The organism is Citrobacter sp. wls714 (assembly GCF_005281025.1).
In the GTDB taxonomy this organism is placed as follows: Bacteria; Pseudomonadota; Gammaproteobacteria; order Enterobacterales; family Enterobacteriaceae; genus Citrobacter; species Citrobacter werkmanii.
Genome location: NZ_SZWZ01000096.1, coordinates 22,478 through 46,660, shown reverse-complemented (window position 1 = coordinate 46,660; position 24,183 = coordinate 22,478). Strand labels below are relative to the sequence as shown.

Annotated in this window: 22 protein-coding genes; 17 read left to right on the top strand and 5 right to left on the bottom strand. The window is 51.4% G+C overall.

The genetic code is table 11. From position 1 onward, the window contains the following. Nucleotides 1-4: 4 nt before the first annotated feature. The 3 genes from rbsA to kup form a co-directional block, all read right to left on the bottom strand. Nucleotides 5-1,510: a ribose ABC transporter ATP-binding protein RbsA gene (rbsA, locus tag FDX11_RS21960; protein ID WP_016157825.1), complete on the bottom strand. Its 1,506-nt coding sequence runs from the start codon at nt 1,508-1,510 to the stop codon at nt 5-7. 7 nt (nt 1,511-1,517) lie between these two features. Next, nucleotides 1,518-1,937, bottom strand: a complete 420-nt coding sequence (rbsD, locus tag FDX11_RS21955) for a D-ribose pyranase (RefSeq protein WP_038635798.1) — start codon at nt 1,935-1,937, stop codon at nt 1,518-1,520. Nucleotides 1,938-2,129: 192 nt separating this feature from the next. After that, nucleotides 2,130-3,998: a low affinity potassium transporter Kup gene (kup, locus tag FDX11_RS21950; protein WP_042311390.1), complete on the bottom strand. Its 1,869-nt coding sequence runs from the start codon at nt 3,996-3,998 to the stop codon at nt 2,130-2,132. 329 nt (nt 3,999-4,327) lie between these two features. Here kup and ravA point away from each other — a divergent pair, with 329 nt between their 5' ends. Both ravA and viaA read left to right on the top strand, forming a co-directional pair. After that, complete coding sequence (gene ravA / locus FDX11_RS21945) at nt 4,328-5,824, top strand: ATPase RavA (protein ID WP_137349181.1); 1,497 nt, start codon at nt 4,328-4,330, stop codon at nt 5,822-5,824. Next, on the top strand, nt 5,818-7,269 hold the full coding sequence (gene viaA / locus FDX11_RS21940; protein WP_061380854.1) for an ATPase RavA stimulator ViaA: 1,452 nt from the start codon (nt 5,818-5,820) through the stop codon (nt 7,267-7,269). The genes ravA and viaA overlap by 7 nt, the downstream gene beginning before the upstream one ends. A 3-nt stretch (nt 7,270-7,272) precedes the next feature. Here the strand turns inward: viaA and asnA are convergent, their stop codons facing one another. Then, a complete protein-coding gene (gene asnA, locus FDX11_RS21935) occupies nt 7,273-8,265 on the bottom strand; it encodes an aspartate--ammonia ligase (RefSeq protein WP_137398535.1) in 993 nt (330 codons plus the stop codon). Nucleotides 8,266-8,416: 151 nt separating this feature from the next. Here asnA and asnC point away from each other — a divergent pair, with 151 nt between their 5' ends. The 13 genes from asnC to FDX11_RS21870 all read left to right on the top strand — a co-directional run bounded on the left by asnC (nt 8,417) and on the right by FDX11_RS21870 (nt 19,900). Then, a complete protein-coding gene (asnC, locus tag FDX11_RS21930; protein ID WP_003023780.1) occupies nt 8,417-8,875 on the top strand; it encodes a transcriptional regulator AsnC in 459 nt (152 codons plus the stop codon). Nucleotides 8,876-8,963: 88 nt separating this feature from the next. Beyond that, a complete protein-coding gene (gene mioC, locus FDX11_RS21925) occupies nt 8,964-9,413 on the top strand; it encodes an FMN-binding protein MioC (RefSeq protein WP_137398534.1) in 450 nt (149 codons plus the stop codon). A 372-nt stretch (nt 9,414-9,785) separates the two neighbouring features. Beyond that, a complete protein-coding gene (mnmG, locus tag FDX11_RS21920) occupies nt 9,786-11,675 on the top strand; it encodes a tRNA uridine-5-carboxymethylaminomethyl(34) synthesis enzyme MnmG (RefSeq protein WP_137398533.1) in 1,890 nt (629 codons plus the stop codon). A gap of 102 nt (nt 11,676-11,777) precedes the next feature. Next, nucleotides 11,778-12,401, top strand: coding sequence for a 16S rRNA (guanine(527)-N(7))-methyltransferase RsmG (gene rsmG, locus FDX11_RS21915; RefSeq protein ID WP_042311979.1), 624 nt, complete (start codon nt 11,778-11,780; stop codon nt 12,399-12,401). Nucleotides 12,402-13,015: 614 nt separating this feature from the next. Next, nucleotides 13,016-13,396, top strand: coding sequence for a F0F1 ATP synthase subunit I (gene atpI, locus FDX11_RS21910; protein ID WP_137398532.1), 381 nt, complete (start codon nt 13,016-13,018; stop codon nt 13,394-13,396). A 7-nt stretch (nt 13,397-13,403) separates the two neighbouring features. Next, nucleotides 13,404-14,219, top strand: coding sequence for a F0F1 ATP synthase subunit A (gene atpB, locus FDX11_RS21905; RefSeq protein ID WP_042311404.1), 816 nt, complete (start codon nt 13,404-13,406; stop codon nt 14,217-14,219). Nucleotides 14,220-14,265: 46 nt separating this feature from the next. Beyond that, nucleotides 14,266-14,505 carry a F0F1 ATP synthase subunit C gene (atpE, locus tag FDX11_RS21900; protein ID WP_003023794.1) on the top strand — a complete coding sequence of 80 codons (240 nt, stop codon included), beginning with the start codon at nt 14,266-14,268 and terminating at the stop codon, nt 14,503-14,505. A gap of 59 nt (nt 14,506-14,564) precedes the next feature. Next, complete coding sequence (gene atpF, locus FDX11_RS21895; protein WP_003827022.1) at nt 14,565-15,035, top strand: F0F1 ATP synthase subunit B; 471 nt, start codon at nt 14,565-14,567, stop codon at nt 15,033-15,035. 14 nt (nt 15,036-15,049) lie between these two features. After that, the gene (gene atpH, locus FDX11_RS21890) at nt 15,050-15,583 is read left to right on the top strand and encodes a F0F1 ATP synthase subunit delta (RefSeq protein WP_006687767.1); all 534 of its coding nucleotides are present in this window, start codon (nt 15,050-15,052) and stop codon (nt 15,581-15,583) included. Between the two features lie 12 nt (nt 15,584-15,595). Beyond that, the gene (atpA, locus tag FDX11_RS21885) at nt 15,596-17,137 is read left to right on the top strand and encodes a F0F1 ATP synthase subunit alpha (protein ID WP_003023802.1); all 1,542 of its coding nucleotides are present in this window, start codon (nt 15,596-15,598) and stop codon (nt 17,135-17,137) included. A gap of 50 nt (nt 17,138-17,187) precedes the next feature. Beyond that, complete coding sequence (atpG, locus tag FDX11_RS21880) at nt 17,188-18,051, top strand: F0F1 ATP synthase subunit gamma (RefSeq protein ID WP_006687765.1); 864 nt, start codon at nt 17,188-17,190, stop codon at nt 18,049-18,051. Between the two features lie 26 nt (nt 18,052-18,077). Continuing rightward, complete coding sequence (gene atpD / locus FDX11_RS21875) at nt 18,078-19,460, top strand: F0F1 ATP synthase subunit beta (protein ID WP_006687764.1); 1,383 nt, start codon at nt 18,078-18,080, stop codon at nt 19,458-19,460. 20 nt (nt 19,461-19,480) lie between these two features. After that, nucleotides 19,481-19,900, top strand: coding sequence for a F0F1 ATP synthase subunit epsilon (locus tag FDX11_RS21870; RefSeq protein ID WP_003023809.1), 420 nt, complete (start codon nt 19,481-19,483; stop codon nt 19,898-19,900). 169 nt (nt 19,901-20,069) lie between these two features. Here the strand turns inward: FDX11_RS21870 and FDX11_RS25185 are convergent, their stop codons facing one another. Then, complete coding sequence (locus tag FDX11_RS25185; protein WP_170972948.1) at nt 20,070-20,213, bottom strand: hypothetical protein; 144 nt, start codon at nt 20,211-20,213, stop codon at nt 20,070-20,072. A 341-nt stretch (nt 20,214-20,554) separates the two neighbouring features. On the opposite strand from FDX11_RS25185, the gene glmU reads away from it, so the two are divergent. Continuing rightward, a complete protein-coding gene (glmU, locus tag FDX11_RS21865; RefSeq protein ID WP_042311407.1) occupies nt 20,555-21,925 on the top strand; it encodes a bifunctional UDP-N-acetylglucosamine diphosphorylase/glucosamine-1-phosphate N-acetyltransferase GlmU in 1,371 nt (456 codons plus the stop codon). Nucleotides 21,926-22,274: 349 nt separating this feature from the next. Beyond that, nucleotides 22,275-24,104: a glutamine--fructose-6-phosphate transaminase (isomerizing) gene (gene glmS, locus FDX11_RS21860; protein WP_003023813.1), complete on the top strand. Its 1,830-nt coding sequence runs from the start codon at nt 22,275-22,277 to the stop codon at nt 24,102-24,104. Nucleotides 24,105-24,183: the final 79 nt, after the last annotated feature.

The window sequence follows — 24,183 nt, the reverse complement described above, 5'->3', positions numbered from 1 at the left end:
TTTTTTACTCCTGATTCACGCGATTAAGCTTGCCCACAGCGGCAGCCATTAATACTTCCTGAGTGGCCTGCTCGCGAGTGAACTCACCGCCGAGATGCCCTTCATGCATAACGATAATACGATCGCTCATGCCCAATACTTCTGGCATCTCAGAGGAGACCAGAATGATGCTCAGCCCATCGGCCTTAAACTGGTTGATAAGCTGATAAATTTCTTTCTTAGCCCCAACGTCGACGCCGCGCGTTGGCTCATCGAGGATCAGGACCTTTGGTCGGGTCATCAGACCGCGCGCAATGGCCACTTTCTGCTGATTACCGCCTGAGAGCAGGCCGATAGCCTGTTCCATCGATGGCGTTTTAACATTGAACAGACGAATAAAATCACCTACCGCCTGCTGCTCATCTTTATGCTTCAGGCTTCCACCGGCGCGGCTGAAATAGCGCAGCGCGGTCAGTGACATGTTCTCTTTCACCGACATGCCCAGCACTAAGCCATCACGTTTACGGTCTTCAGAAATATAGACGATGCCGTTTGCAAGGCCATCTTGTGGCGAACGGGTGACAACTTCATGCCCATCAAGCGTGACGTAGCCGCTGGTGCGCGGCAATGCGCCATACAACACTTTCATCAGCTCGGTACGTCCGGCGCCCATCAGCCCCGATACGCCAAGGATCTCGCCTTTACGCAGCGTGAACGAAACATCATTTACCCCAGGGCCGCACAGATTATCGACCTTCAGACGGATATCACCCGGCGCTTTTTCCAGACGCGGGTACTGATCTTCCAGCTTACGTCCCACCATCATTTCAATCAGCGAGTCTTCGGTCAGCGTTGCGACTTCACGCTCGGCAATAAACTGCCCGTCACGGAAGACGGTCACGTCATCACAGATTTCGAAGATCTCTTTCATACGGTGGGAGATATAGACAATGCCGCGCCCCTGCGATTTCAGCTCGCGGATAACTCGGAACAGAGATTCGGTTTCGGTATCGGTGAGCGCATCCGTCGGCTCATCCATAATGATGACCTTCGATTCAAAGCTCAGCACTTTAGCAATTTCGACCATTTGCTGATCGCCAATCGACAGCTCACCGACCAGCCTGTCGCTTTTAAAGCGTAGATTGAGTTTGGCGAGCAGCAGATCGGCTTCGGCATACATCTTCTTCCAGTCAATTTTGCCAAAGCGATTCACAAACTCACGGCCAAGAAAAATGTTCTCAGCGATAGTGAGTTGCGGGATCAGGTTCAGTTCCTGATGGATGATACCGATTCCGGCTTCCTGAGAGGATTTTGGGCCGTTAAAGGTGGTCTCTTTCCCCAGCCACAATAAAGAGCCAGCATCACGGGTGTAGATCCCGGTCAGCACTTTCATCATGGTGGATTTGCCCGCGCCGTTTTCGCCCACCAGCGCCATTACGCGGCCTGGATAGACATTCAGCGCAGCGCCGGATAGCGCTTTTACGCCCGGGAACGCTTTATCGATCCCTTTGAGTTGCAGTAATGCGTTCATGATGGCCTCAGAACGTGACGCCAGCACAGAGAATAATATTCGCATACGGAGAACACTCTCCGCTGCGAATTACCGCCTGACTGTCTGCGGTTTGTTTTTTGAATTGTTCATGCGTGGTGTAACGAATTTCTATGGTGTTTCCCTGGTGTTGTTGCAGTTGCTCAATGTGGCTGAGCAACGTTTCGTGGAGTTGCGGATTATGTTGTTTAATTTCCGTCGCGAGAATGGCCGCCTCGACCTGCATTTCACGTGTAACCACATCCAGTACCTGCATAAAAGAAGGTACGCCCTGGGTTAATGCCATATCAATACGCGTTGTGCTGTTCGGGATGGGTAAACCTGCATCACACACCACCAGCGTATCGGTATGCCCCAGACGGGAGATCACCGTTGAAATTTCAGAATTGAGTACCGTGCCTTTCTTCATTTTCTTTCCCCACTAGCGAAACGTTTCGCTGACGATAAGTGTAGTGCGAAGAGTGGACAGAAAACCACCGCGACGTTACGAAAATGTGATCGCCATCGAAACGTTTCGCAAGGATTATCATTCGATGAAATGAAAACTGGGAGGGACAAAACAAAACGCCCCCTTTCGCGATGAAAGAGGGCGTCGATTACCTTAAATCTCTACCTGTGTACCGAGCTCAATAACCCGGTTTGGTGGGATTTCAAACTGGTCCGGCGCGCGCAGCGCATTGCGCTGGAGCAGCAGATATAGCTTGCCGCGCAGACGCAGGTACCATGGTCGTTTGCCGACAATCAGCGACTCATGCGACATAAAGAAAGAGGTTTCCATCATTCGACAGCTTAAGCCTTCCAGACCGCAGCGATGGAACACTTCCTCAACGTTCGGCGTTTCACGCCAGCCGTAGCTGGCCACTACGCGCCAGAAGGTGGGCGATAACTGCTCAATCTGCACCCTACGCACGTTGTGCACGTATGGCGCATCTTCCGTACGCAGCGTCAGCAGAATCACACGTTCATGCAGCACCTTGTTATGCTTGAGGTTATGCAGAAGCGCAAACGGGATGACGTTCAGCGCACGCGACATATATACCGCCGTTCCCGGCACGCGTACCGGTGGGGATTTCTCCAGAGAGGCAATCATCGCCTCCAGAGAGTTGCCGTGCTCATGCATGCGACGCAGCAGACGGAAACGTTCGCTTTTCCACGTGGTCATGATGGTGAACATCACCAGACCCAGCGTCAGCGGCAGCCAACCGCCGGAAATCAGTTTATCGAGGTTCGCGGAGAACAGCGGAACATCGACGCATAAGAACGCCACCAGGATCAGGAAAACGAAGTATTTATTCCAGTGCCAGTTTTTGCGCGCCACGGTGGTAGACAGAATAGACGTCAGTACCATTGTTCCCGTTACCGCAATCCCGTACGCCGCGGCCAGATTACTGGAGTGTTCAAAGCTCACAATCACGATAACTACCGCAAAATAGAGCATCCAGTTAACGAAGGGGATGTAGATCTGACCCGATTCCATTTCCGAAGTATGAATGATCCGCATCGGCGACAAATACCCCAGACGCACGGCCTGGCGCGTCAGCGAGAAGACACCGGAAATAACCGCCTGCGAAGCGATAACCGTTGCCAGTGCGGCGAGGATCAGGAGTGGAATTAATGCCCAGTCCGGCGCCAGCAGGAAAAACGGGTTTTTGATCGCTTCAGGATGCTTTAACAGCAACGCGCCCTGCCCAAAATAGTTCAGTACCAGCGAAGGCAATACCACGGAGAACCACGCCAGACGAATCGGCAATTTACCGAAGTGGCCCATATCCGCATACAGCGCTTCAACACCGGTAATCGATAGCACCACCGCACCCAGCGCTATAAAGGACAGCGTTTTGAATTCGAGGAAGAAATGCACCGCCCAATACGGATTGAGCGCCTGCAGTACCTCCGGATTACCAATAATACTGCGCACGCCTAATACTGCGAGCGTCAGGAACCACAGCAGCATAATCGGCGCAAACAGTTTACCAACCATGCCGGTACCGTGTTTTTGAATCATAAACAGCAGGGTCAGCACGATAATCGAGAGCGGAACAATCCAGGTATCCAGTTGCGGAGCAACGATCTCCAGACCTTCAATCGCCGACATCACTGAAATGGCTGGCGTAATCACCACTTCACCATAGAAGAAGCTGCCGCCAATCAACCCCATGATAACCAGCATCGAGGTTGTTCGTGCCGAGGTATTGCGCCCGGCCAATGACATCAACGTCAGGATCCCACCTTCCCCGGCGTTATCCGCACGCATGACAAACGTCAGATATTTAATGGAGACAACAAAGATCAGCAGCCAGAAAATCAGCGAGAGAAAACCAAACACAGCATCACGTTCAACGCCAAAACCAAACTGGCCAGACAAACATTCACGAAGCGTATAAAGTGGGCTGGTACCAATATCACCGTAGACAACCCCAATGGCCGCAAGGGTAATCGCAGACAATGATTGTTTATTATCAGTGCTCATAGACTCGTCTTTCGTTTATACACATCATCACTCAAGCCACTCCGTGTGGGCTGCATTCGTTATTCCCCCCATCCCAGAAGAAAACTCCATTGCCGCCTTGGTGCAGTATGATTGATATGGTGTATATATAAGAAATGTGTGCGTCGTCCCTTGGCCCACAAAAAGGCGCACAGTATGCACGATTAATCATAAAATCGTACCCCTAAATGAGACCAGATTAATCTGGCTCAAAGAAAAATAAGCGCACCTTCAGTCTATTACTGCACTGGTGTGAAGCATCTATACTCGCAGTTTACGCAGTACATTTGGCGAAAGGACGCCACTTCATTATGGCTCACCCACATTTATTAGCGGAAAGAATTTCCCGTCTGAGCAATGCGCTGGAAAAGGGACTTTATGAACGCAGCCACGCCATTCGCCTTTGCCTGCTGGCTGCTCTAAGCGGCGAGAGCGTATTCTTATTAGGTCCTCCAGGGATCGCAAAAAGCTTAATCGCCCGTCGACTGAAGTTCGCCTTTCAAAACGCCCGTGCTTTCGAATATCTGATGACGCGCTTCTCTACGCCAGAAGAGGTGTTTGGCCCACTGTCTATCCAGGCGCTGAAAGACGAAGGTCGCTATGAACGCTTAACGGCGGGCTACTTACCCGAAGCTGAAATTGTCTTTCTCGATGAAATCTGGAAAGCAGGCCCGGCCATTCTCAACACTCTGCTGACCGCCATTAACGAACGGCATTTTCGTAACGGCGCGCACGAAGAGAAAATCCCGATGCGTCTGCTGGTGGCCGCCTCCAACGAACTGCCTGAAGCAGACAGCAGTCTGGAAGCCCTGTACGACCGTATGTTAATCCGTCTGTGGCTGGATAAAGTTCAGGACAAGGCCAACTTCCGCTCCATGTTGTTAAGCCAGCAGGATGAAAGTGACAACCCGGTCCCGGCGTCGTTACAGGTGACGGATGAAGAGTATTACCAGTGGCAAAAGGACATTGGCGCCATCAAGCTGCCCGATCGCGTCTTTGAGCTTATTTTCACGCTGCGCCAGCAGTTAGACGCATTACCGAATGCCCCTTATGTCTCCGATCGTCGCTGGAAAAAAGCTATTCGCTTACTTCAGGCCAGCGCCTTCTTCAGCGGACGTGATGCGGTTGTGCCTATCGACCTGATCCTGCTGAAAGATTGCTTGTGGTACGACGCGCAAAGCCTGAATCTGATGCAACAGCAGCTCGAAATTTTGATGACCGGACACGCCTGGCAGCAGCAAGCCATGCTGACGCGTCTGGCCAGCATTGTGCAGCGCCGCATCCAGCTCCAGCAGCAGCAAAGCGACAAAACGGCATTCACGGTGATCCGTCAGGGTGGCATGTTCAGCCGTCGTCCTCATTATGATTTACCCCCGGAAGCCACATCTTCAGTCGTAACATTACTGCTGCAAAAGCCTTTAAAGCTGCATGATATGGAAGTTATCCATATTGCTTTTGAACGTAGTGCGCTGGAAATGTGGCTGACCAAAGGCGGTGAGATCCGCGGAAAATTAAACGGGATCGGCTTCGCCCAAACGCTGAACATGGAAGTCGATAGCGCACAGCATCTGGTTGTGCGCGACGTCAGTTTGCAAGGCTCTCGTCTGGCGCTGCCCGGTGCATCGCAAGAGAGTATGCCTGATGAGATAAAACAGCAGCTTGAAGCACTTGATAACGAGTGGCACCAGCAGCACAGCGCATTCAGCGACCAGCAAAAATGTCTGTTTATTCATAGCGACTGGTTAGCCCGCATTGAGGCCAGCCTGCAGGATGTCGGGGCACAAATCCGCCAGGCGCAACAATGCTAACCCTTGATACGCTCAATATTATGCTGGCAGTCAGTGAAGAGGCGATGATCGAAGAGATGATCGTCGCCCTGCTGGCTTCTCCAAAGATGGTGGTGTTTTTTAAAAAGTTTCCTCGCCTTAAAAAAGCGATTACTGACGATATCCCCCGTTGGCGCGAGTCATTGCGCAGCCGCCTCAAAGATACCCATGTACCGCCGGAGTTGACGGAAGAGGTCATTTGTTACCAACAAAGCCAACTCCTCTCACATGCGCAGTTTATAGTCCAGCTCCCGCAAATATTGGCGCTATTACACCGCCTCCATTCGCCGTGGGCCGGGCAAGCTCAGCAACTGGTTGATGACAACAGTACCTTTACGCCCGCCCTGCATACGCTTTTTCTCCAGCGCTGGCGCCTGAGTCTGGTAGTGCAAACCACAACGCTAAATCAGCAACTGCTGGAAGATGAGCGTGAACATTTACTTAGTGAAGTCCAGGAGCGGATGACTCTCAGCGGGCAACTGGAACCCGTTCTGGCAGAAAACGACAACGCCGCAGGCCGGTTATGGGATATGAGCGCAGGTCAAATCAAGCGCGGCGATTATCAACTGATGGTGAAATATGGCGAATTCCTGACGCAACAACCCGAACTCCAGCGTCTGGCTGAACAGTTAGGCCGTTCCAGAGAAGCGAAATCAGTGCCGCGTAAAGATGCGCCCATGGAGACCTTCCGTACCCTTGTGCGGGAACCCGCCACCGTCCCGGAACAGGTGGATGGCATCCAGCAAAGCGATGACATCCTGCGCCTGTTGCCGCCGGAACTGGCCACACTGGGTATTACTGAACTGGAATACGAATTCTACCGACGGCTGGTGGAAAAGCAGCTGTTGACCTATCGTCTGCACGGCGAGGCATGGCGCGAGAAAGTAACGGAACGTCCGGTGGTGCATCAGGATTTTGATGAGCAGCCGCGCGGACCTTTTATTGTTTGCGTAGATACGTCTGGATCAATGGGCGGGTTTAATGAGCAGTGTGCGAAAGCCTTTTGCCTGGCGCTAATGCGCGTCGCCCTGGCCGATAACCGGCGCTGTTTCATTATGCTGTTTTCAACAGAAGTGGTCCGCTATGAGCTGTCTGGCCCGGAAGGTATTGAACAAGCGATCCGTTTTTTAAGCCAGCGTTTTCGCGGCGGTACCGATATTGCCAGCTGCTTTCGCGCCATTATTGAGCGCATGCAGGGCCGGGAATGGTTTGATGCCGATGCGGTGGTGATCTCTGATTTTATCGCTCAGCGATTGCCCGATGAGGTCGTCAATAAAGTGGGGGAATTACAGCGATTGCACCAGCATCGTTTTCATGCGGTGGCGATGTCAGCACACGGCAAACCCGGCATCATGCGCATTTTCGATCATATCTGGCGCTTTGATACCGGGATGCGAAGCCGCCTGCTCAGACGCTGGCGGCGTTAATTCTTACAACAGGGAAGAAACGCTTTCACGTACCTGTGCCGGCCATACACCACACTGAACCTGACCGATATGTGGTAATTGCAACAACAGCATGGTCAGACGCGACTGCCCAATCCCGCCGCCAATTGTCTGTGGCATTTCACCGCGCAGCAGCGCCTGGTGCCATTCCAGACTCAGGCGATCTTCATCACCGGTCAAAGAAAGCTGGTGTTTCAGGGTGTCGGCATCCACACGGATCCCCATAGAAGACAGTTCAAACGCATCTTCCAGAACCGGGTTCCACACCAGAATATCACCGTTCAGCCCGGCATGACCCAGCTCGGAGGACGAACTCCAGTCGTCATAATCCGGTGCGCGTACATCATGACGGTGACCGTCACTGAGCTTGCCGCCGATCCCTACCAGGAATACTGCGCCCAGTTCTTTTGCGATCGCACGTTCACGACCTTTCGCGTCAAGATCCGGATAACGAGATAACAGCTCCTGGCTATGAACAAAGTGGATCTGCTCTGGCAGGAACGGTGCCAGACCAAACTCTTTGCTAACCGCAGCCTCGGTGGCCTTAATTCCCGCCCAGATAGCCTCTACCGTGTTTTTCAGAGTGGAGAATTGACGCTCGCCGTCGCCCATCACGCGCTCCCAGTCCCACTGGTCAACATACACTGAGTGCAGTGGGGAGAGGCGATCTTCATCGGGACGCAGGGCCTTCATATGCGTGTACAGCCCTTCGCCTGCGCTAAAGTCGTGTTGTCCTAACGTTTGACGCTTCCACTTCGCCAGTGAATGAACCACTTCGAATTGAGCGTCTGGCAATGCTTTAACCTTCACCTGCACCGCTTTTTCACAGCCAGACAAGTTATCCTGCGTGCCATCTCCTACGCGGCTGAGGATCGGAGCCTGAACTTCGATCAGACCTAAACGCTCTTCCAGCTGGCGAGAAAAATGAGATTTTACGAAGCTAATTTGACGTTGTTTGGCAATGTAAGCGGTTTTCATTATGTGTACTCCTGTGTCCTGTTGCCTATGATTAAGCAACAGAATGGAGGTAATATTCAATAATCAACAAACAAAAAGCCAACTTCGATTTTGATTCGTTAAAATTAGCATCTAAAATAGAAGGAATCATTAATCTACATAAGAAAAACCTATGGAAAATTATCAGATCGACAATCTGGACCGCGGCATTCTTGATGCCCTGATGGAAAATGCCCGCACCGCCTACGCCGAATTGGCCAAACAGTTTGGCGTTAGTCCGGGGACAATTCACGTTCGCGTAGAGAAGATGAAGCAGGCCGGGATCATCACCGGTGCGCGTATTGATGTCAGTCCCAAACAGTTGGGTTATGACGTCGGCTGCTTTATCGGCATCATCCTGAAAAGCGCGAAGGACTATCCGTCAGCGCTGGCCAGGCTGGAAAGTCTTGATGAAGTGACCGAAGCGTATTACACCACCGGACACTACAGCATCTTTATTAAGGTGATGTGCAAGTCGATCGACGCGCTGCAACAGGTACTTATCAACAAGATCCAAACAATTGATGAAATTCAGTCCACTGAAACCCTGATTGTCCTGCAGAACCCGATCATGCGTACCATCAAGCCGTGATCGTTTTTTTTAATCCCACATTTTTCCACAGGTAGATCCCAGCTCGCTCACAGCGTACAATGCGCCTTCTTTATAAAGGTGGGCGAGCATGGCAGACATCACTCTTATCAGCGGCAGCACGCTTGGCAGTGCGGAATATGTAGCAGAACATCTGGCAGAAAAGCTGGACGACGCCGGTTTTTCCAGCGAAATACTGCACGGCCCAATGCTGGATGAGGTTCCGGCTGAAGGGATCTGGCTGGTGATCAGCTCCACACACGGTGCCGGAGACATTCCTGACAACCTGCAACCTTTATATGAAGCATTACGCGAGCAAAAACCGGACCTGTCACAAGTACACTTTGGCGCAATCGGCATCGGCAGTCGTGAATATGACACCTTTTGCGGCGCAATCGACAAGCTGGAAGCAGAACTGAAAGCCTGTGGGGCAAAACAGATCGGCGAAACGCTGAAGATCAACGTGCTGGAACATGAAATTCCGGAAGATCCGGCTGAAATTTGGTTGGGATCTTGGTATCCATTGCTCAGATATTTGTAAAGATCGCACTTTTTTATGTGGATAACTCTGGTTAAAAGCTTGGATCAACCGGTAGTTATCCAAAGAATAACGGCTGTTCAGTTTTTGAGTTGTGTATAACCCTTCATTCTGATCCCAGCTTATACGGACCAGGATCACCGATCATTCACAGCTAATGATCCTCAGCAACCTGTTGATCTTATTCAAAGGATCGCTCTTATCCACAGAGAGTGGCGATCCTAATAAGAGATCACAATAAAACAGATCTCTAAATAAAAAGATCTTCTTTTTAATACCCAGGATCCCAGGTCTTTCTCGATCGACTAAAGTTGAGTAGAATCCACGGCCCGGGCTTCAATCCATTTTCACACCGCGTTATGCGAGGCAATTACCATGTTTTATCAGGATCCTTTTGACGTCATCATCATTGGCGGGGGTCATGCAGGCACCGAGGCCGCAATGGCCGCGGCGCGAATGGGACAACAGACCCTGCTTTTGACACACAATATCGACACTCTGGGGCAGATGAGCTGCAACCCGGCGATTGGCGGTATTGGGAAGGGACACCTGGTAAAAGAAGTGGATGCGCTTGGTGGATTGATGGCAAAAGCGATCGATCATGCCGGCATTCAGTTTAGGATACTAAACGCAAGCAAAGGGCCAGCCGTTCGCGCTACCCGAGCTCAGGCCGATCGTGTGCTTTATCGTCAGGCGGTACGCACCGCGCTGGAGAATCAACCCAACCTGATGATCTTCCAGCAGGCGGTTGAAGATCTGATTGTTGAAAACGATCGTGTTGTGGGTGCGGTAACCCAAATGGGACTGAAGTTCCGTGCCAAAGCGGTCGTATTAACCGTGGGGACTTTCCTCGACGGAAAAATTCATATTGGTCTGGACAACTACAGCGGCGGCCGTGCTGGCGATCCGCCGTCTATTCCGCTGTCACGCCGTCTGCGTGAACTGCCGCTGCGCGTCAGCCGCCTGAAAACCGGTACGCCGCCGCGTATTGATGCACGCACGATTGATTTCAGCGTGCTAGGTCAGCAAAACAGCGACAACCCAATGCCGGTCTTCTCATTCCTGGGCGACGCTTCTCAGCATCCGCGCCAGATGCCGTGCTACATCACGCATACCAATGAGAAAACCCATGACGTGATCCGCAATAACCTCGATCGTAGCCCAATGTACGCTGGCGTGATCGAAGGTATTGGCCCGCGCTACTGCCCGTCGATCGAAGACAAAGTAATGCGCTTTGCCGATCGCAACCAGCATCAGATCTTCCTCGAACCGGAAGGACTGACCTCTAACGAAATTTACCCGAACGGTATATCCACCAGCCTGCCGTTCGATGTGCAGATGCAAATTGTTCGTTCAATGGAAGGGATGGAAAACGCGAAAATCGTCCGTCCTGGCTATGCGATTGAGTACGATTTCTTCGATCCGCGCGACCTGAAACCGACGCTGGAAAGCAAATTCATCCACGGTCTGTTCTTTGCTGGCCAGATCAACGGTACAACCGGTTACGAAGAAGCCGCCGCGCAAGGCATGCTGGCAGGTCTCAACGCCGCACGCTTGTCTGCTGAGAAAGACGGCTGGGCGCCGCGTCGCGATCAGGCTTACCTTGGCGTGCTGGTTGACGATCTCTGCACCCTGGGAACCAAAGAACCGTACCGCATGTTTACCTCACGTGCTGAATATCGCTTGATGCTGCGTGAAGATAACGCCGATCTGCGTCTGACGGAAATAGGTCGTGAACTCGGTCTGGTGGACGATGAGCGTTGGGCTCGCTTCAACGAGAAGCTGGAGCGCATCGAACAGGAACGCCAGCGTCTCAAATCAACTTGGGTAAACCCATTAGCGGAATCTGCAGCAGAAGTGAACGCTCACCTGGCAACACCTTTATCTCGTGAGGCTAGCGGTGAAGATCTGCTGCGTCGTCCGGATATGACCTATGCTCAGTTGACCTCTTTATCTGCATTCGCACCGGCGCTTGACGATGCTCAGGCCGCAGAACAGGTTGAGATTCAGGTGAAATACGAAGGGTATATCGCCCGTCAGCATGAAGAAATCGAAAGACAACAGCGTAATGAGAATACCCTGTTGCCTGCAACGCTGGATTATCGCCAGGTCTCGGGCTTGTCGAATGAAGTCATCGCCAAACTGAACGATCACAAACCGGTATCGATCGGCCAGGCATCGCGCATTTCTGGCGTAACGCCTGCCGCCATTTCCATTCTGCTGGTATGGCTGAAAAAACAAGGCATGCTGCGTCGCAGCGCTTGATAACACTAATTTGGCGGGGGCGCTTCGCTTACCCGCCCTACAAATTTGTAGGCCCGATAAGCGAAAGCGCATCGGGCATTTGATTATTAACAGGTAATGACCGTGCTCAACAAACTCTCTCGTCTGCTGGCTGATGCCGGTATTTCTCTTACCGATCACCAGAAAAATCAGCTGATTGCGTATGTCGATATGCTGCACAAATGGAATAAAGCATACAACCTGACGTCGGTGCGGGATCCCAACGAAATGTTGGTGCGCCATATTCTGGACAGTATTGTTGTTGCGCCTTATCTGAAGGGCGAGCGCTTTATTGATGTTGGCACAGGACCGGGTCTGCCGGGAATTCCGCTCTCTATCGTGCGGCCTGAAGCGCATTTCACACTGTTGGATAGCCTGGGAAAACGGGTCCGTTTCTTACGTCAGGTGCAGCATGAGCTTGGTCTTACTAACATCACGCCTGTGCAAAGTCGGGTTGAAGAATTTCCTTCAGAGCCGCCATTTGATGGGGTGATTAGCCGTGCTTTCGCGTCCCTCAATGATATGGTGAGCTGGTGTCATCACTTGCCTGGCCAGAACGGACGCTTTTATGCACTCAAAGGGCAGTTGCCTGAAGATGAAATAGCCTCGTTGCCTGCAGAATTTTGCGTCGAGTCAGTTGAAAAATTGCGCGTTCCGCAACTGGATGGCGAACGTCATTTGGTGGTTATTAAGCCAAACAAAATTTAATTTTTATCAAAAAAAATAGAGAAAAAACGTCTATTCAGGTGTTAAAAGTTATAGAGGGTAGTGTGGCGAAATGCTGTCACATTTCACCTCTACCTTACGGTTTTGCATCATAACTATAACGTACCGTTTTTTGTTAAAAGCGAAACAAGTCAACTGTGAAAATATCAGTCTGCTAAAAATAGAACCTAAGAACCACCGTTTGTGTTAATTTTTTATTATAAATGTCAATCAGTGGTTCTTTTGTTGTTAGGCGTTGTTTTTGAAATAGTGTCGCTTTTTACGCTTAAATATCAAAAAGATGAAATGGCACCATTTGCCACGTAAATAAATTATGCGAAGGGGAATATGTTCAATATGTGATCTGGTGCACGCTTTAACGCTAGTGTTTTCGCGGCATTTGCAGTTTTGCATGATCGTTCACAGTTTGCCAAAAAGTAATAAATGTGGCGCAGCGAAAAATATTTAAACATTTATTCACTTTTTAGCTACTTATTGTTTGAAATCACGAAGGCGCACCGTATAATTTGACCGCTTTTTGATGCTTGACTCTAAGCCATAAAGAACGTTTTATACGACACGCGGCATACCTCGAAGGGAGCAGGAGTAAACACGTGATGTCTATGTCGCTCTTGAGTCGAAACGTTGCTCGTAAGCTTTTGCTCACACAGCTTCTGGCGGTAATAGCAAGTGGATTGCTGTTTAGCCTCAAAGACCCCTTCTGGGGCATCTCCGCACTGTGCGGAGGATTGGCAGTGTTACTGCCCAACGTGTTGTTTATGATATTCGCCTGGCGTCACCAGGTGCATACACCAGCGAAAGGTCGGGTAGCCTGGTCGTTCGCATTCGGCGAAGCCTTCAAGGTGTTAGCTATGCTGGTGTTGCTGGTGGTGGCGTTGGCTGTTTTGAAAGCGGTATTCGTGCCGCTGATCGTTACGTGGGTTTTGGTGCTGGTGGTTCAGATACTGGCGCCGGCTGTAATTAACAACAAAGGGTAAAGGCATCATGGCTTCAGAAAATATGACGCCGCAGGATTACATAGGACACCATCTGAATAACCTTCAGTTGGACCTACGTACATTCTCGCTGGTGGATCCGCACAACCCCCCAGCCACCTTCTGGACGCTCAATATTGACTCCATTTTCTTCTCGGTGGTTCTGGGTCTGTTGTTCCTGTTAATGTTCCGTAGTGTTGCCAAAAAGGCGACCAGTGGCGTACCAGGTAAATTTCAGACTGCGATTGAGCTGATAATCGGCTTTGTGCATGGTAGCGTGAAAGACATGTACCATGGCAAAAGCAAGCTGATTGCTCCGCTGGCCCTGACGATTTTCGTCTGGGTATTCCTGATGAACTTTATGGATTTGCTGCCTATCGACCTGCTGCCGTACATCGGTGAGCATATCTTTGGCCTGCCGGCTCTGCGTGTGGTTCCGTCCGCTGACGTGAACATCACCCTGTCGATGGCGCTGGGCGTATTTATCCTTATTCTGTTCTACAGCATCAAAATGAAAGGCATCGGTGGCTTCGCGAAAGAGTTGACGCTGCAGCCGTTCAATCACTGGGCGTTCATCCCTATCAACTTAATCCTTGAAGGGGTAAGCCTGCTGTCCAAACCAATCTCTCTTGGTCTGCGACTGTTCGGTAACATGTACGCTGGTGAGCTGATTTTCATTCTGATTGCTGGTCTGTTGCCGTGGTGGTCACAGTGGATTCTGAATGTGCCGTGGGCCATTTTCCACATACTGATTATCACGCTGCAAGCCTTCATATTTATGGTTCTGACGATTGTCTATCTGTCGATGGCATCTGAAGAGCATTAATTTACCAACACTACTACGTTTTAACTGAAACAAACTGGAGACTGTCATGGAAAACCTGAATATGGATCTGCTGTACATTGCTGCCGCTGTGATGATGGGTCTGGCGGCAATCGGTGCTGCGATCGGTATCGGCATCCTCGGGGGTAAATTCCTGGAAGGCGCAGCGCGTCAACCGGATCTGATTCCTCTGCTGCGTACTCAGTTCTTTATCGTTATGGGTCTGGTGGATGCAATCCCAATGATCGCTGTAGGTCTGGGTCTGTACGTGATGTTTGCTGTCGCGTAGTAAGCGTTGCTTGAATTAAGAGCAATATCAGAACGTTAACTAGATAGAGGCATTGTGCTGTGAATCTTAACGCAACAATCCTCGGCCAGGCCATCGCGTTTGTCCTGTTCGTTCTGTTCTGCATGAAGTACGTATGGCCGCCGTTAATGGCTGCCATCGAAAAACGTCAGAAAGAAATTGCTGACGGCCTTGCTTCCGCAGAACGAGCACATAAGGATCTTGACCTTGCAAAGGCCAGCGCGACCGACCAGCTGAAAAAAGCGAAGGCGGAAGCTCAGGTAATCATCGAGCAGGCGAACAAACGCCGTGCTCAGATCCTGGACGAAGCTAAAACTGAAGCAGAGCAGGAACGTACTAAAATCGTGGCACAGGCGCAGGCGGAAATTGACGCCGAGCGTAAACGTGCTCGCGAAGAGCTGCGTAAGCAAGTTGCTATCCTGGCTGTTGCTGGCGCCGAGAAGATCATCGAACGTTCCGTGGATGAAGCTGCTAATAGCGACATCGTGGACAAACTTGTCGCTGAACTGTAAGGAGGGAGGGGCTGATGTCTGAATTTATTACGGTAGCTCGCCCCTACGCCAAAGCAGCTTTTGACTTTGCCGTTGAGCACCAAAGCGTTGACCGTTGGCAGGATATGCTGACTTTCGCCGCTGAGGTGACGAAAAACGAACAAATGGCAGAGCTTCTCTCTGGCGCGTTGGCGCCAGAAACGCTCGCTGAGTCGTTTATCGCCGTGTGCGGTGAGCAGCTGGACGAAAGCGGCCAAAACCTGATTAGGGTAATGGCTGAAAATAACCGTCTGAATGCGCTCCCGGATGTTCTTGAGCAGTTTATTCATCTGCGTGCAGCCAGTGAGGCTATCTCTGAGGTAGAAGTCACTTCTGCCAATGCACTGAGTGATGAACAGCTTACGAAGATTAGTGCAGCGATGGAAAAACGTCTGTCACGCAAAGTTAAGCTGAATTGCAAAATCGATAAGTCTGTAATGGCAGGCGTAATCATCCGAGCGGGTGATATGGTCATTGATGGCAGCGTACGCGGCCGTCTTGAGCGCCTTGCAGACGTCTTGCAGTCTTAAGGGGACTGGAGCATGCAACTGAATTCCACCGAAATCAGCGAACTGATCAAGCAGCGCATTGCTCAGTTCAATGTTGTGAGCGAAGCTCACAACGAAGGTACTATTGTTTCTGTAAGTGACGGTGTTATCCGCATTCACGGCCTGGCCGATTGTATGCAGGGTGAGATGATTTCCCTGCCGGGTAACCGTTACGCTATCGCACTGAACCTGGAGCGCGACTCTGTAGGTGCTGTTGTGATGGGTCCATACGCTGACCTCGCCGAAGGCATGAAGGTTAAGTGTACGGGTCGTATTCTGGAAGTTCCGGTTGGCCGTGGCCTGCTGGGTCGTGTGGTGAACACTCTGGGTTCCCCGATCGACGGTAAAGGTCCGGTTGATAACGATGGCTTCTCGCCAATCGAAGTTATCGCACCGGGCGTAATCGAACGTCAGTCCGTCGACCAGCCAGTGCAGACCGGTTATAAATCTGTTGATGCCATGATCCCAATCGGTCGTGGCCAGCGTGAGCTGATCATCGGTGACCGTCAGACCGGTAAAACCGCGATGGCTATCGACGCCATCATCAACCAGCGTGACTCCGGCATCAAATGTGTGTACGTGGCTATCGGCCAGAAAGCGTCCACCATTTCTAACGTGGTTCGTAAACTGGAAGAGCACGGCGCACTGTCCAACACCATCGTTGTTGTGGCGACCGCGTCTGAATCTGCTGCACTGCAATACCTGGCGCCATATGCTGGTTGCGCAATGGGCGAATACTTCCGTGACCGCGGTGAAGATGCACTGATCGTTTACGATGACCTGTCTAAACAGGCTGTTGCTTATCGTCAGGTTTCCCTGCTGCTCCGTCGTCCGCCAGGACGTGAAGCATTCCCGGGCGACGTATTTTACCTCCACTCCCGTCTGCTGGAACGCGCATCCCGCGTAAACGCGGAATACGTTGAGAAGTTCACCAACGGTGAAGTTAAAGGTAAAACCGGCTCCCTGACCGCTCTGCCGATTATCGAAACCCAGGCGGGTGACGTTTCTGCGTTCGTTCCGACCAACGTAATTTCTATTACCGATGGTCAGATCTTCCTGGAAACCAACCTGTTCAACTCCGGTATTCGTCCGGCAGTTAACCCGGGTATCTCCGTATCTCGTGTAGGTGGCGCAGCGCAGACCAAGATCATCAAGAAATTGTCCGGTGGTATTCGTACTGCGCTGGCGCAGTATCGTGAACTGGCAGCGTTTTCTCAGTTCGCTTCCGACCTGGATGAAGCTACGCGTAAGCAGCTGAGCCACGGTCAGAAAGTAACTGAACTGCTGAAGCAGAAACAGTATGCACCAATGTCTGTTGCACAGCAGGGTGTGGTGCTGTTTGCGGCTGAACGCGGTTACCTCGAAGATGTGGAACTGGCGAAAATCGGTAGCTTCGAAGCCGCTCTGCTGGCTTACGTCGACCGTGACCACGCTCCGCTGATGCAAGAGATCAACCAGTCCGGTGGCTATAACGATGAAATCGAAGGCAAGCTGAAAGCTATCCTCGATTCCTTCAAGGCAACCCAGTCCTGGTAACGTCTGGCGGTCTGTCCTAGGGCGGACCGCAAGGCATTGAGGAGAAGCTCATGGCCGGCGCAAAAGAGATACGTAGTAAGATCGCAAGCGTCCAGAACACGCAGAAGATCACTAAAGCGATGGAGATGGTCGCCGCTTCCAAAATGCGTAAATCGCAGGATCGCATGGCGGCCAGCCGTCCTTATGCAGAGACCATGCGCAAAGTGATTGGTCACCTTGCGAACGGTAATCTGGAATATAAGCACCCTTACCTGGAAGAACGCGACGTTAAGCGCGTGGGCTACCTGGTGGTGTCGACCGACCGTGGTCTGTGCGGTGGCTTGAACATTAACCTGTTCAAAAAGCTGCTGGCGGATATGAAAACATGGTCCGATAAAGGCGTTCAGTGCGATATCGCAATGATCGGCTCTAAGGGCGTGTCTTTCTTTAATTCCGTCGGTGGTAACGTGATTGCTCAGGTAACCGGTATGGGGGATAACCCTTCCCTGTCCGAACTGATCGGTCCGGTTAAAGTGATGCTGCAGGCCTACGACGAAGGTCGTCTGGACAAACTGTACGTTGTCAGCAACAAATTTATTAACACCATGTCTCAGACGCCAACCATCACTCAACTGCTGCCTCTGCCGGCATCAGATGATGATGAATTGAAGCGTAAATCTTGGGATTACCTGTATGAGCCAGACCCGAAAGCGCTGCTGGATACCTTGCTGCGTCGTTATGTCGAGTCTCAGGTTTATCAGGGCGTGGTAGAAAACCTGGCCAGCGAGCAGGCCGCACGTATGGTGGCGATGAAAGCCGCGACCGACAATGGCGGCAGCCTGATTAAAGAGCTGCAGTTGGTATACAACAAAGCTCGTCAGGCCAGCATTACTCAGGAACTCACCGAGATCGTCGGTGGTGCATCCGCGGTATAACCAGGTTAATTCGTAGAGGATTCAAGATGGCTACTGGAAAAATTGTCCAGGTAATCGGCGCCGTGGTTGACGTCGAATTCCCTCAGGATGCCGTACCGCGCGTGTACGATGCTCTTGAGGTTATGAATGGTAAAGAGAGCCTGGTGCTGGAAGTTCAGCAGCAGCTCGGCGGCGGTATCGTACGTACCATCGCCATGGGTTCTTCCGACGGTCTGCGTCGTGGTCTGGAAGTTAAAGACCTTGAGCACCCGATCGAAGTCCCGGTAGGTAAAGCAACCCTGGGGCGTATCATGAACGTCCTGGGTCACCCGATCGACATGAAAGGCGATATCGGTGAAGAAGAGCGTTGGGCTATCCACCGCGCAGCACCTACCTATGAAGAACTGTCCAGTTCTCAGGAACTGCTGGAAACCGGCATCAAAGTTATCGACCTGATGTGTCCGTTCGCGAAGGGCGGTAAAGTTGGTCTGTTCGGTGGTGCGGGTGTAGGTAAAACCGTAAACATGATGGAGCTGATCCGTAACATCGCGATCGAACACTCCGGTTACTCAGTGTTTGCGGGCGTTGGTGAACGTACTCGTGAGGGTAACGACTTCTACCACGAAATGACCGACTCCAACGTTCTGGACAAAGTATCCCTGGTATATGGCCAGATGAACGAGCCGCCGGGAAACCGTCTGCGCGTTGCGCTGACCGGTCTGACCATGGCTGAGAAGTTCCGTGACGAAGGTCGTGACGTTCTGCTGTTCGTTGACAACATCTACCGTTACACCCTGGCCGGTACTGAAGTATCTGCACTGCTGGGTCGTATGCCATCAGCGGTAGGCTACCAGCCAACCCTGGCGGAAGAGATGGGTGTTCTGCAGGAACGTATCACCTCTACCAAAACCGGTTCTATCACTTCCGTTCAGGCGGTATACGTACCTGCGGATGACTTGACTGACCCATCGCCAGCAACCACCTTTGCGCACTTAGATGCAACCGTGGTACTGAGCCGTCAGATCGCATCCCTGGGTATCTACCCGGCCGTTGACCCGCTGGATTCCACCAGCCGTCAGCTGGATCCGCTGGTTGTTGGTCAGGAACACTACGACACCGCGCGTGGCGTACAGTCCCTGCTGCAGCGTTATCAGGAACTGAAAGACATCATCGCCATCCTGGGTATGGATGAACTGTCTGAAGAAGATAAACTGGTGGTAGCACGTGCGCGTAAGATCCAGCGCTTCCTGTCCCAGCCGTTCTTCGTTGCGGAAGTATTCACCGGTTCTCCAGGTAAATACGTTTCCCTGAAAGACACCATCCGTGGCTTTAAAGGCATCATGGAAGGCGAATACGACCACCTGCCAGAGCAGGCGTTCTACATGGTTGGTTCCATCGAAGAAGCTGTGGAAAAAGCCAAAAAACTTTAACGCCTTAATCGGAGGGTGATATGGCAATGACTTACCACCTGGACGTCGTCAGCGCAGAGCAACAAATGTTCTCTGGTCTGGTCGAAAAAATCCAGGTAACGGGTAGTGAAGGTGAACTGGGTATTTTCCCGGGTCACGCTCCGCTGCTCACCGCCATTAAGCCTGGTATGATCCGCATCGTTAAACAGTTCGGTCATGAAGAGTTTATCTATCTGTCCGGCGGCATTCTCGAAGTGCAGCCTGGCAGCGTGACCGTACTGGCTGATACCGCGATTCGCGGACAGGATCTCGATGAAGCGAGAGCCCTGGAAGCGAAGCGTAAGGCTGAAGAGCATATCAAGAGCTCTCATGGTGACGTGGATTACGCTCAGGCATCTGCGGAACTGGCCAAAGCGATCGCGAAACTGCGCGTTATCGAGTTGACCAAAAAAGCGATGTAACACCGGCTTGAAAAACACAAGGCCAGTCTGGTTTCCAGGCTGGCTTTTTTTATGGCTTTGTTTCAGCAAAAATGAAAATAAAAAGCAGTTTTATTATTTCGTGATTTAGATCAAAAAAATATTGATTGGTTAAAAAATGAGGCGTAGACTCTTTTTTTTGTGATGTATATCACATAATAAAATCAGATAAAAAAGAGATACCAATATGAAATTGATCAACAAAATCATCGCCCTGTTCAGCAATATGAGTTTTTAGTCTTTCCCTGCCTGCTCTGTGGCGCGATGCGTAATGCGGTTTATCAGCTAGCGCCATTTGTTAAATTCCCCCCTGCTCTTTTCTCTCACATCGTTATTGTCGTGTTTGCCTTTTCTGCTTCCCACTGAATCGCATGCCTAAAATCATACCTTCGCTAATGTCATTCTTTATTTATGCGGCAAAAAAATAGCAAAAACATCCACCTAAGGCTTTAATAAGAGCAGACTGCTGGTTTTGGGGAGACAAAAGACGTAGATATAGACGAAAATAGACAGTTATCAGATGGGGAATTTCCCCGATTGAACGTTTTATCTTCGGTCCATTTCACGATGAAAAAAATGTAGTATTTTCAATGTGAAACGGTATAAATTCGTTCTCAAATTACAGTCAGGACGTGTATGTTGAATAATGCTATGAGCGTCGTGATCCTTGCCGCAGGCAAAGGCACGCGTATGTATTCCGATCTCCCTAAAGTGCTGCATACCCTCGCAGGAAAACCGATGGTGCAGCATGTCATTGATGCCGCTAATGAATTAGGCGCGACTCACGTACATCTGGTCTACGGACACGGTGGTGATTTGCTTAAGCAGACGCTGAAAGATGGCAACCTGAACTGGGTCCTGCAGGCCGAGCAGTTGGGTACCGGTCATGCTATGCAACAGGCGGCACCATTCTTTAGTGATGACGAAGACATTTTAATGCTCTATGGCGATGTGCCGCTAATCTCCACCGAAACACTACGTCGCCTGCGTGATGCTAAACCGCAGGGGGGCATCGGCTTGTTAACGGTAAAACTGGACGACCCATCCGGTTATGGGCGAATTACGCGTGATAACGGTAAAGTCACAGGCATTGTTGAACATAAGGATGCCACTGACGAGCAGCGTCAAATCCAGGAAATCAACACCGGCATCCTGATTGCCAACGGCGCAGACCTGAAGCGCTGGCTGTCCAAACTGACCAACAACAACGTGCAGGGTGAATACTACATCACCGATATCATTGCGATGGCGTATCAGGAAGGGCGTGAAATTGCTGCGGTACATCCGGCACGAATCAGTGAAACGGAAGGGGTGAACAACCGTCTTCAGCTCTCTCGTCTGGAGCGTGTTTATCAGTCCGAGCAGGCAGAAAAACTGCTGCTGGCGGGCGTGATGCTGCGCGATCCGGCACGTTTTGATCTTCGCGGTACGCTTATTCACGGGCGCGATGTCGAAATTGATACTAACGTTATCATTGAAGGTAACGTAACTGTTGGGGATCGCGTCAAGATTGGCGCTGGCTGCATCATCAAAAACAGCGTGATTGGTGATGGTTGTGAGCTAAGTCCGTACAGCGTGGTGGAAGATGCGCATCTGGAAGCAGCATGCACCATCGGTCCTTTCGCGCGTCTGCGCCCTGGTGCAGAGCTGCAGGAAGGCGCACACGTGGGTAACTTCGTCGAAATGAAAAAAGCGCGTCTGGGTAAAGGCTCTAAAGCAGGTCACCTGACCTATCTGGGCGATGCGGAAATTGGCGATAACGTGAACATCGGCGCGGGTACGATCACCTGCAATTACGATGGCGCGAATAAATTTAAAACCATTATTGGCGATGATGTGTTTGTCGGTTCCGATACTCAGCTGGTGGCACCTGTCACCGTGGGTAAAGGCGCCACCATCGCGGCGGGGACGACCGTAACGCGCGATGTTGCCGATAACGAACTGGTATTAAGCCGTGTGCCTCAGGTTCATAAACAAGGCTGGCAGCGCCCGGTGAAGAAAAAGTAATTCAGTTTTTGCCGGATGGTGGCCTGCGTGCGGTGACGTTCTGTAGGCCTGATAAGCGTGAGCGCCATCAGGCAGACAAGAGACGAGGGGATAACATAATCCTCCGCTCAACAAGCAGTACCATAAAAATAACCCCACTCTCTACAAGGCTCGGGGCGCCCGGAATACGGGTATTACCCAAAGTATTTCGCGCTGTAGCAAGGCGGCAAGCTTGGGAATCTACGGGAGCTTACTAAAGTAAGTGACCGCAGTGAGCAAGCGTAGCCAACGTAGCTACGGAGTGAAAGACGAAGGGGAAACAGGTCAGCGACAACGACAGGCACAATGCCTAAATTCGGAATCAAAAAATATGTGTGGAATTGTTGGCGCTATCGCGCAGCGTGATGTAGCTGAAATCCTTCTCGAAGGTTTACGTCGTCTGGAATATCGTGGTTATGACTCTGCTGGTCTGGCCGTTGTCGATGCTGAAGGCAATATGACTCGCCTGCGTCGTCTGGGTAAAGTGCAGATGCTGACTGCAGCAGCGGAAGAACATCCGCTGCATGGCGGTACCGGTATCGCTCATACCCGTTGGGCGACCCACGGAGAACCTTCAGAAGCGAACGCGCATCCCCATGTTTCTGAACACATTGTCGTGGTGCATAACGGCATCATTGAAAACCATGAACCGCTGCGTGAACTGCTGAAAACGCGTGGTTACACCTTTGTTTCTGAAACCGACACCGAAGTGATTGCTCACCTGGTGCACTGGGAGCTGGAACAGGGTGGTACGCTGCGTGAAGCCGTACTGCGTACTATTCCGCAACTGCGTGGTGCCTACGGCACGGTGATCATGGATACCCGTAACCCGGAAACGCTGCTGGCTGCTCGTTCTGGTAGCCCGCTGGTGATTGGTCTGGGTATGGGGGAAAACTTTATTGCTTCCGATCAGCTGGCGCTGCTGCCGGTAACCCGTCGCTTTATCTTCCTGGAAGAGGGTGACATCGCGGAAGTGACCCGTCGTTCGGTCTCTATTTTCGACAAGTCTGGCGCGGAAGTGAAACGGCAGGATATCGAATCGAATCTGCAATATGACGCGGGCGAAAAAGGTATTTATCGCCACTACATGCAGAAAGAGATCTACGAACAGCCGAACGCGATTAAAAATACGCTGACCGGGCGCATTAGCCACGGTGAAGTGGATTTAAGCGAGCTGGGTTCGCGTGCTAATGAGCTGCTGTCTCAGGTTGAGCATATCCAGATTATCGCCTGTGGTACGTCATACAACTCCGGTATGGTGTCCCGTTACTGGTTTGAGTCGCTGGCCGGTATTCCTTGTGATGTCGAAATCGCTTCCGAATTCCGCTATCGCAAATCTGCCGTGCGTCGTAACAGCCTGATGATCACCCTTTCCCAGTCTGGTGAAACGGCGGATACCCTGGCGGGTCTGCGTTTGTCTAAAGAGCTGGGCTATCTGGGCTCGCTGGCTATCTGTAACGTACCGGGATCTTCTCTGGTGCGTGAATCCGACCTGGCGATGATGACCAACGCCGGTACCGAAATCGGTGTGGCCTCCACGAAAGCCTTTACCACTCAGTTGACCGTTCTGCTGATGCTGGTGGCTAAGCTGTCTCGTCTGAAAGGTCTGGATGCGTCTATTGAGCAAGAGATCGTTCATGGTCTGCAGGCGCTGCCGAGCCGTATTGAGCAGATGCTGTCCCAGGACAAACGCATTGCCGCTCTGGCGGAAGGTTTCTCTGACAAGCACCATGCGCTGTTCCTGGGCCGTGGCGATCAGTATCCGATTGCGCTGGAAGGCGCGCTGAAGCTGAAAGAGATCTCTTATATTCACGCTGAAGCTTATGCCGCAGGCGAACTGAAGCACGGTCCGCTGGCGCTGATCGATGCGGATATGCCGGTTATCGTGGTCGCACCGAACAACGAACTGCTGGAAAAACTGAAATCCAACATTGAAGAAGTTCGTGCCCGTGGCGGTCAGTTGTACGTCTTTGCCGATCAGGATGCTGGCTTTACCAGTAGCGAAAACATGCACATCATCGAGATGCCGCATGTGGAAGAGGTAATTGCGCCGATCTTCTACACCGTTCCACTGCAACTGCTGGCGTATCACGTGGCGCTGATTAAAGGTACAGATGTGGACCAGCCGCGTAACCTGGCGAAGTCGGTTACCGTAGAGTAATTGTTCACCAACAAAAGCTGCTGAGAAATCAGCAGCTTTTTTTATATCTGTCTGTCATATTTCTTTGTCTCCCCTGTCA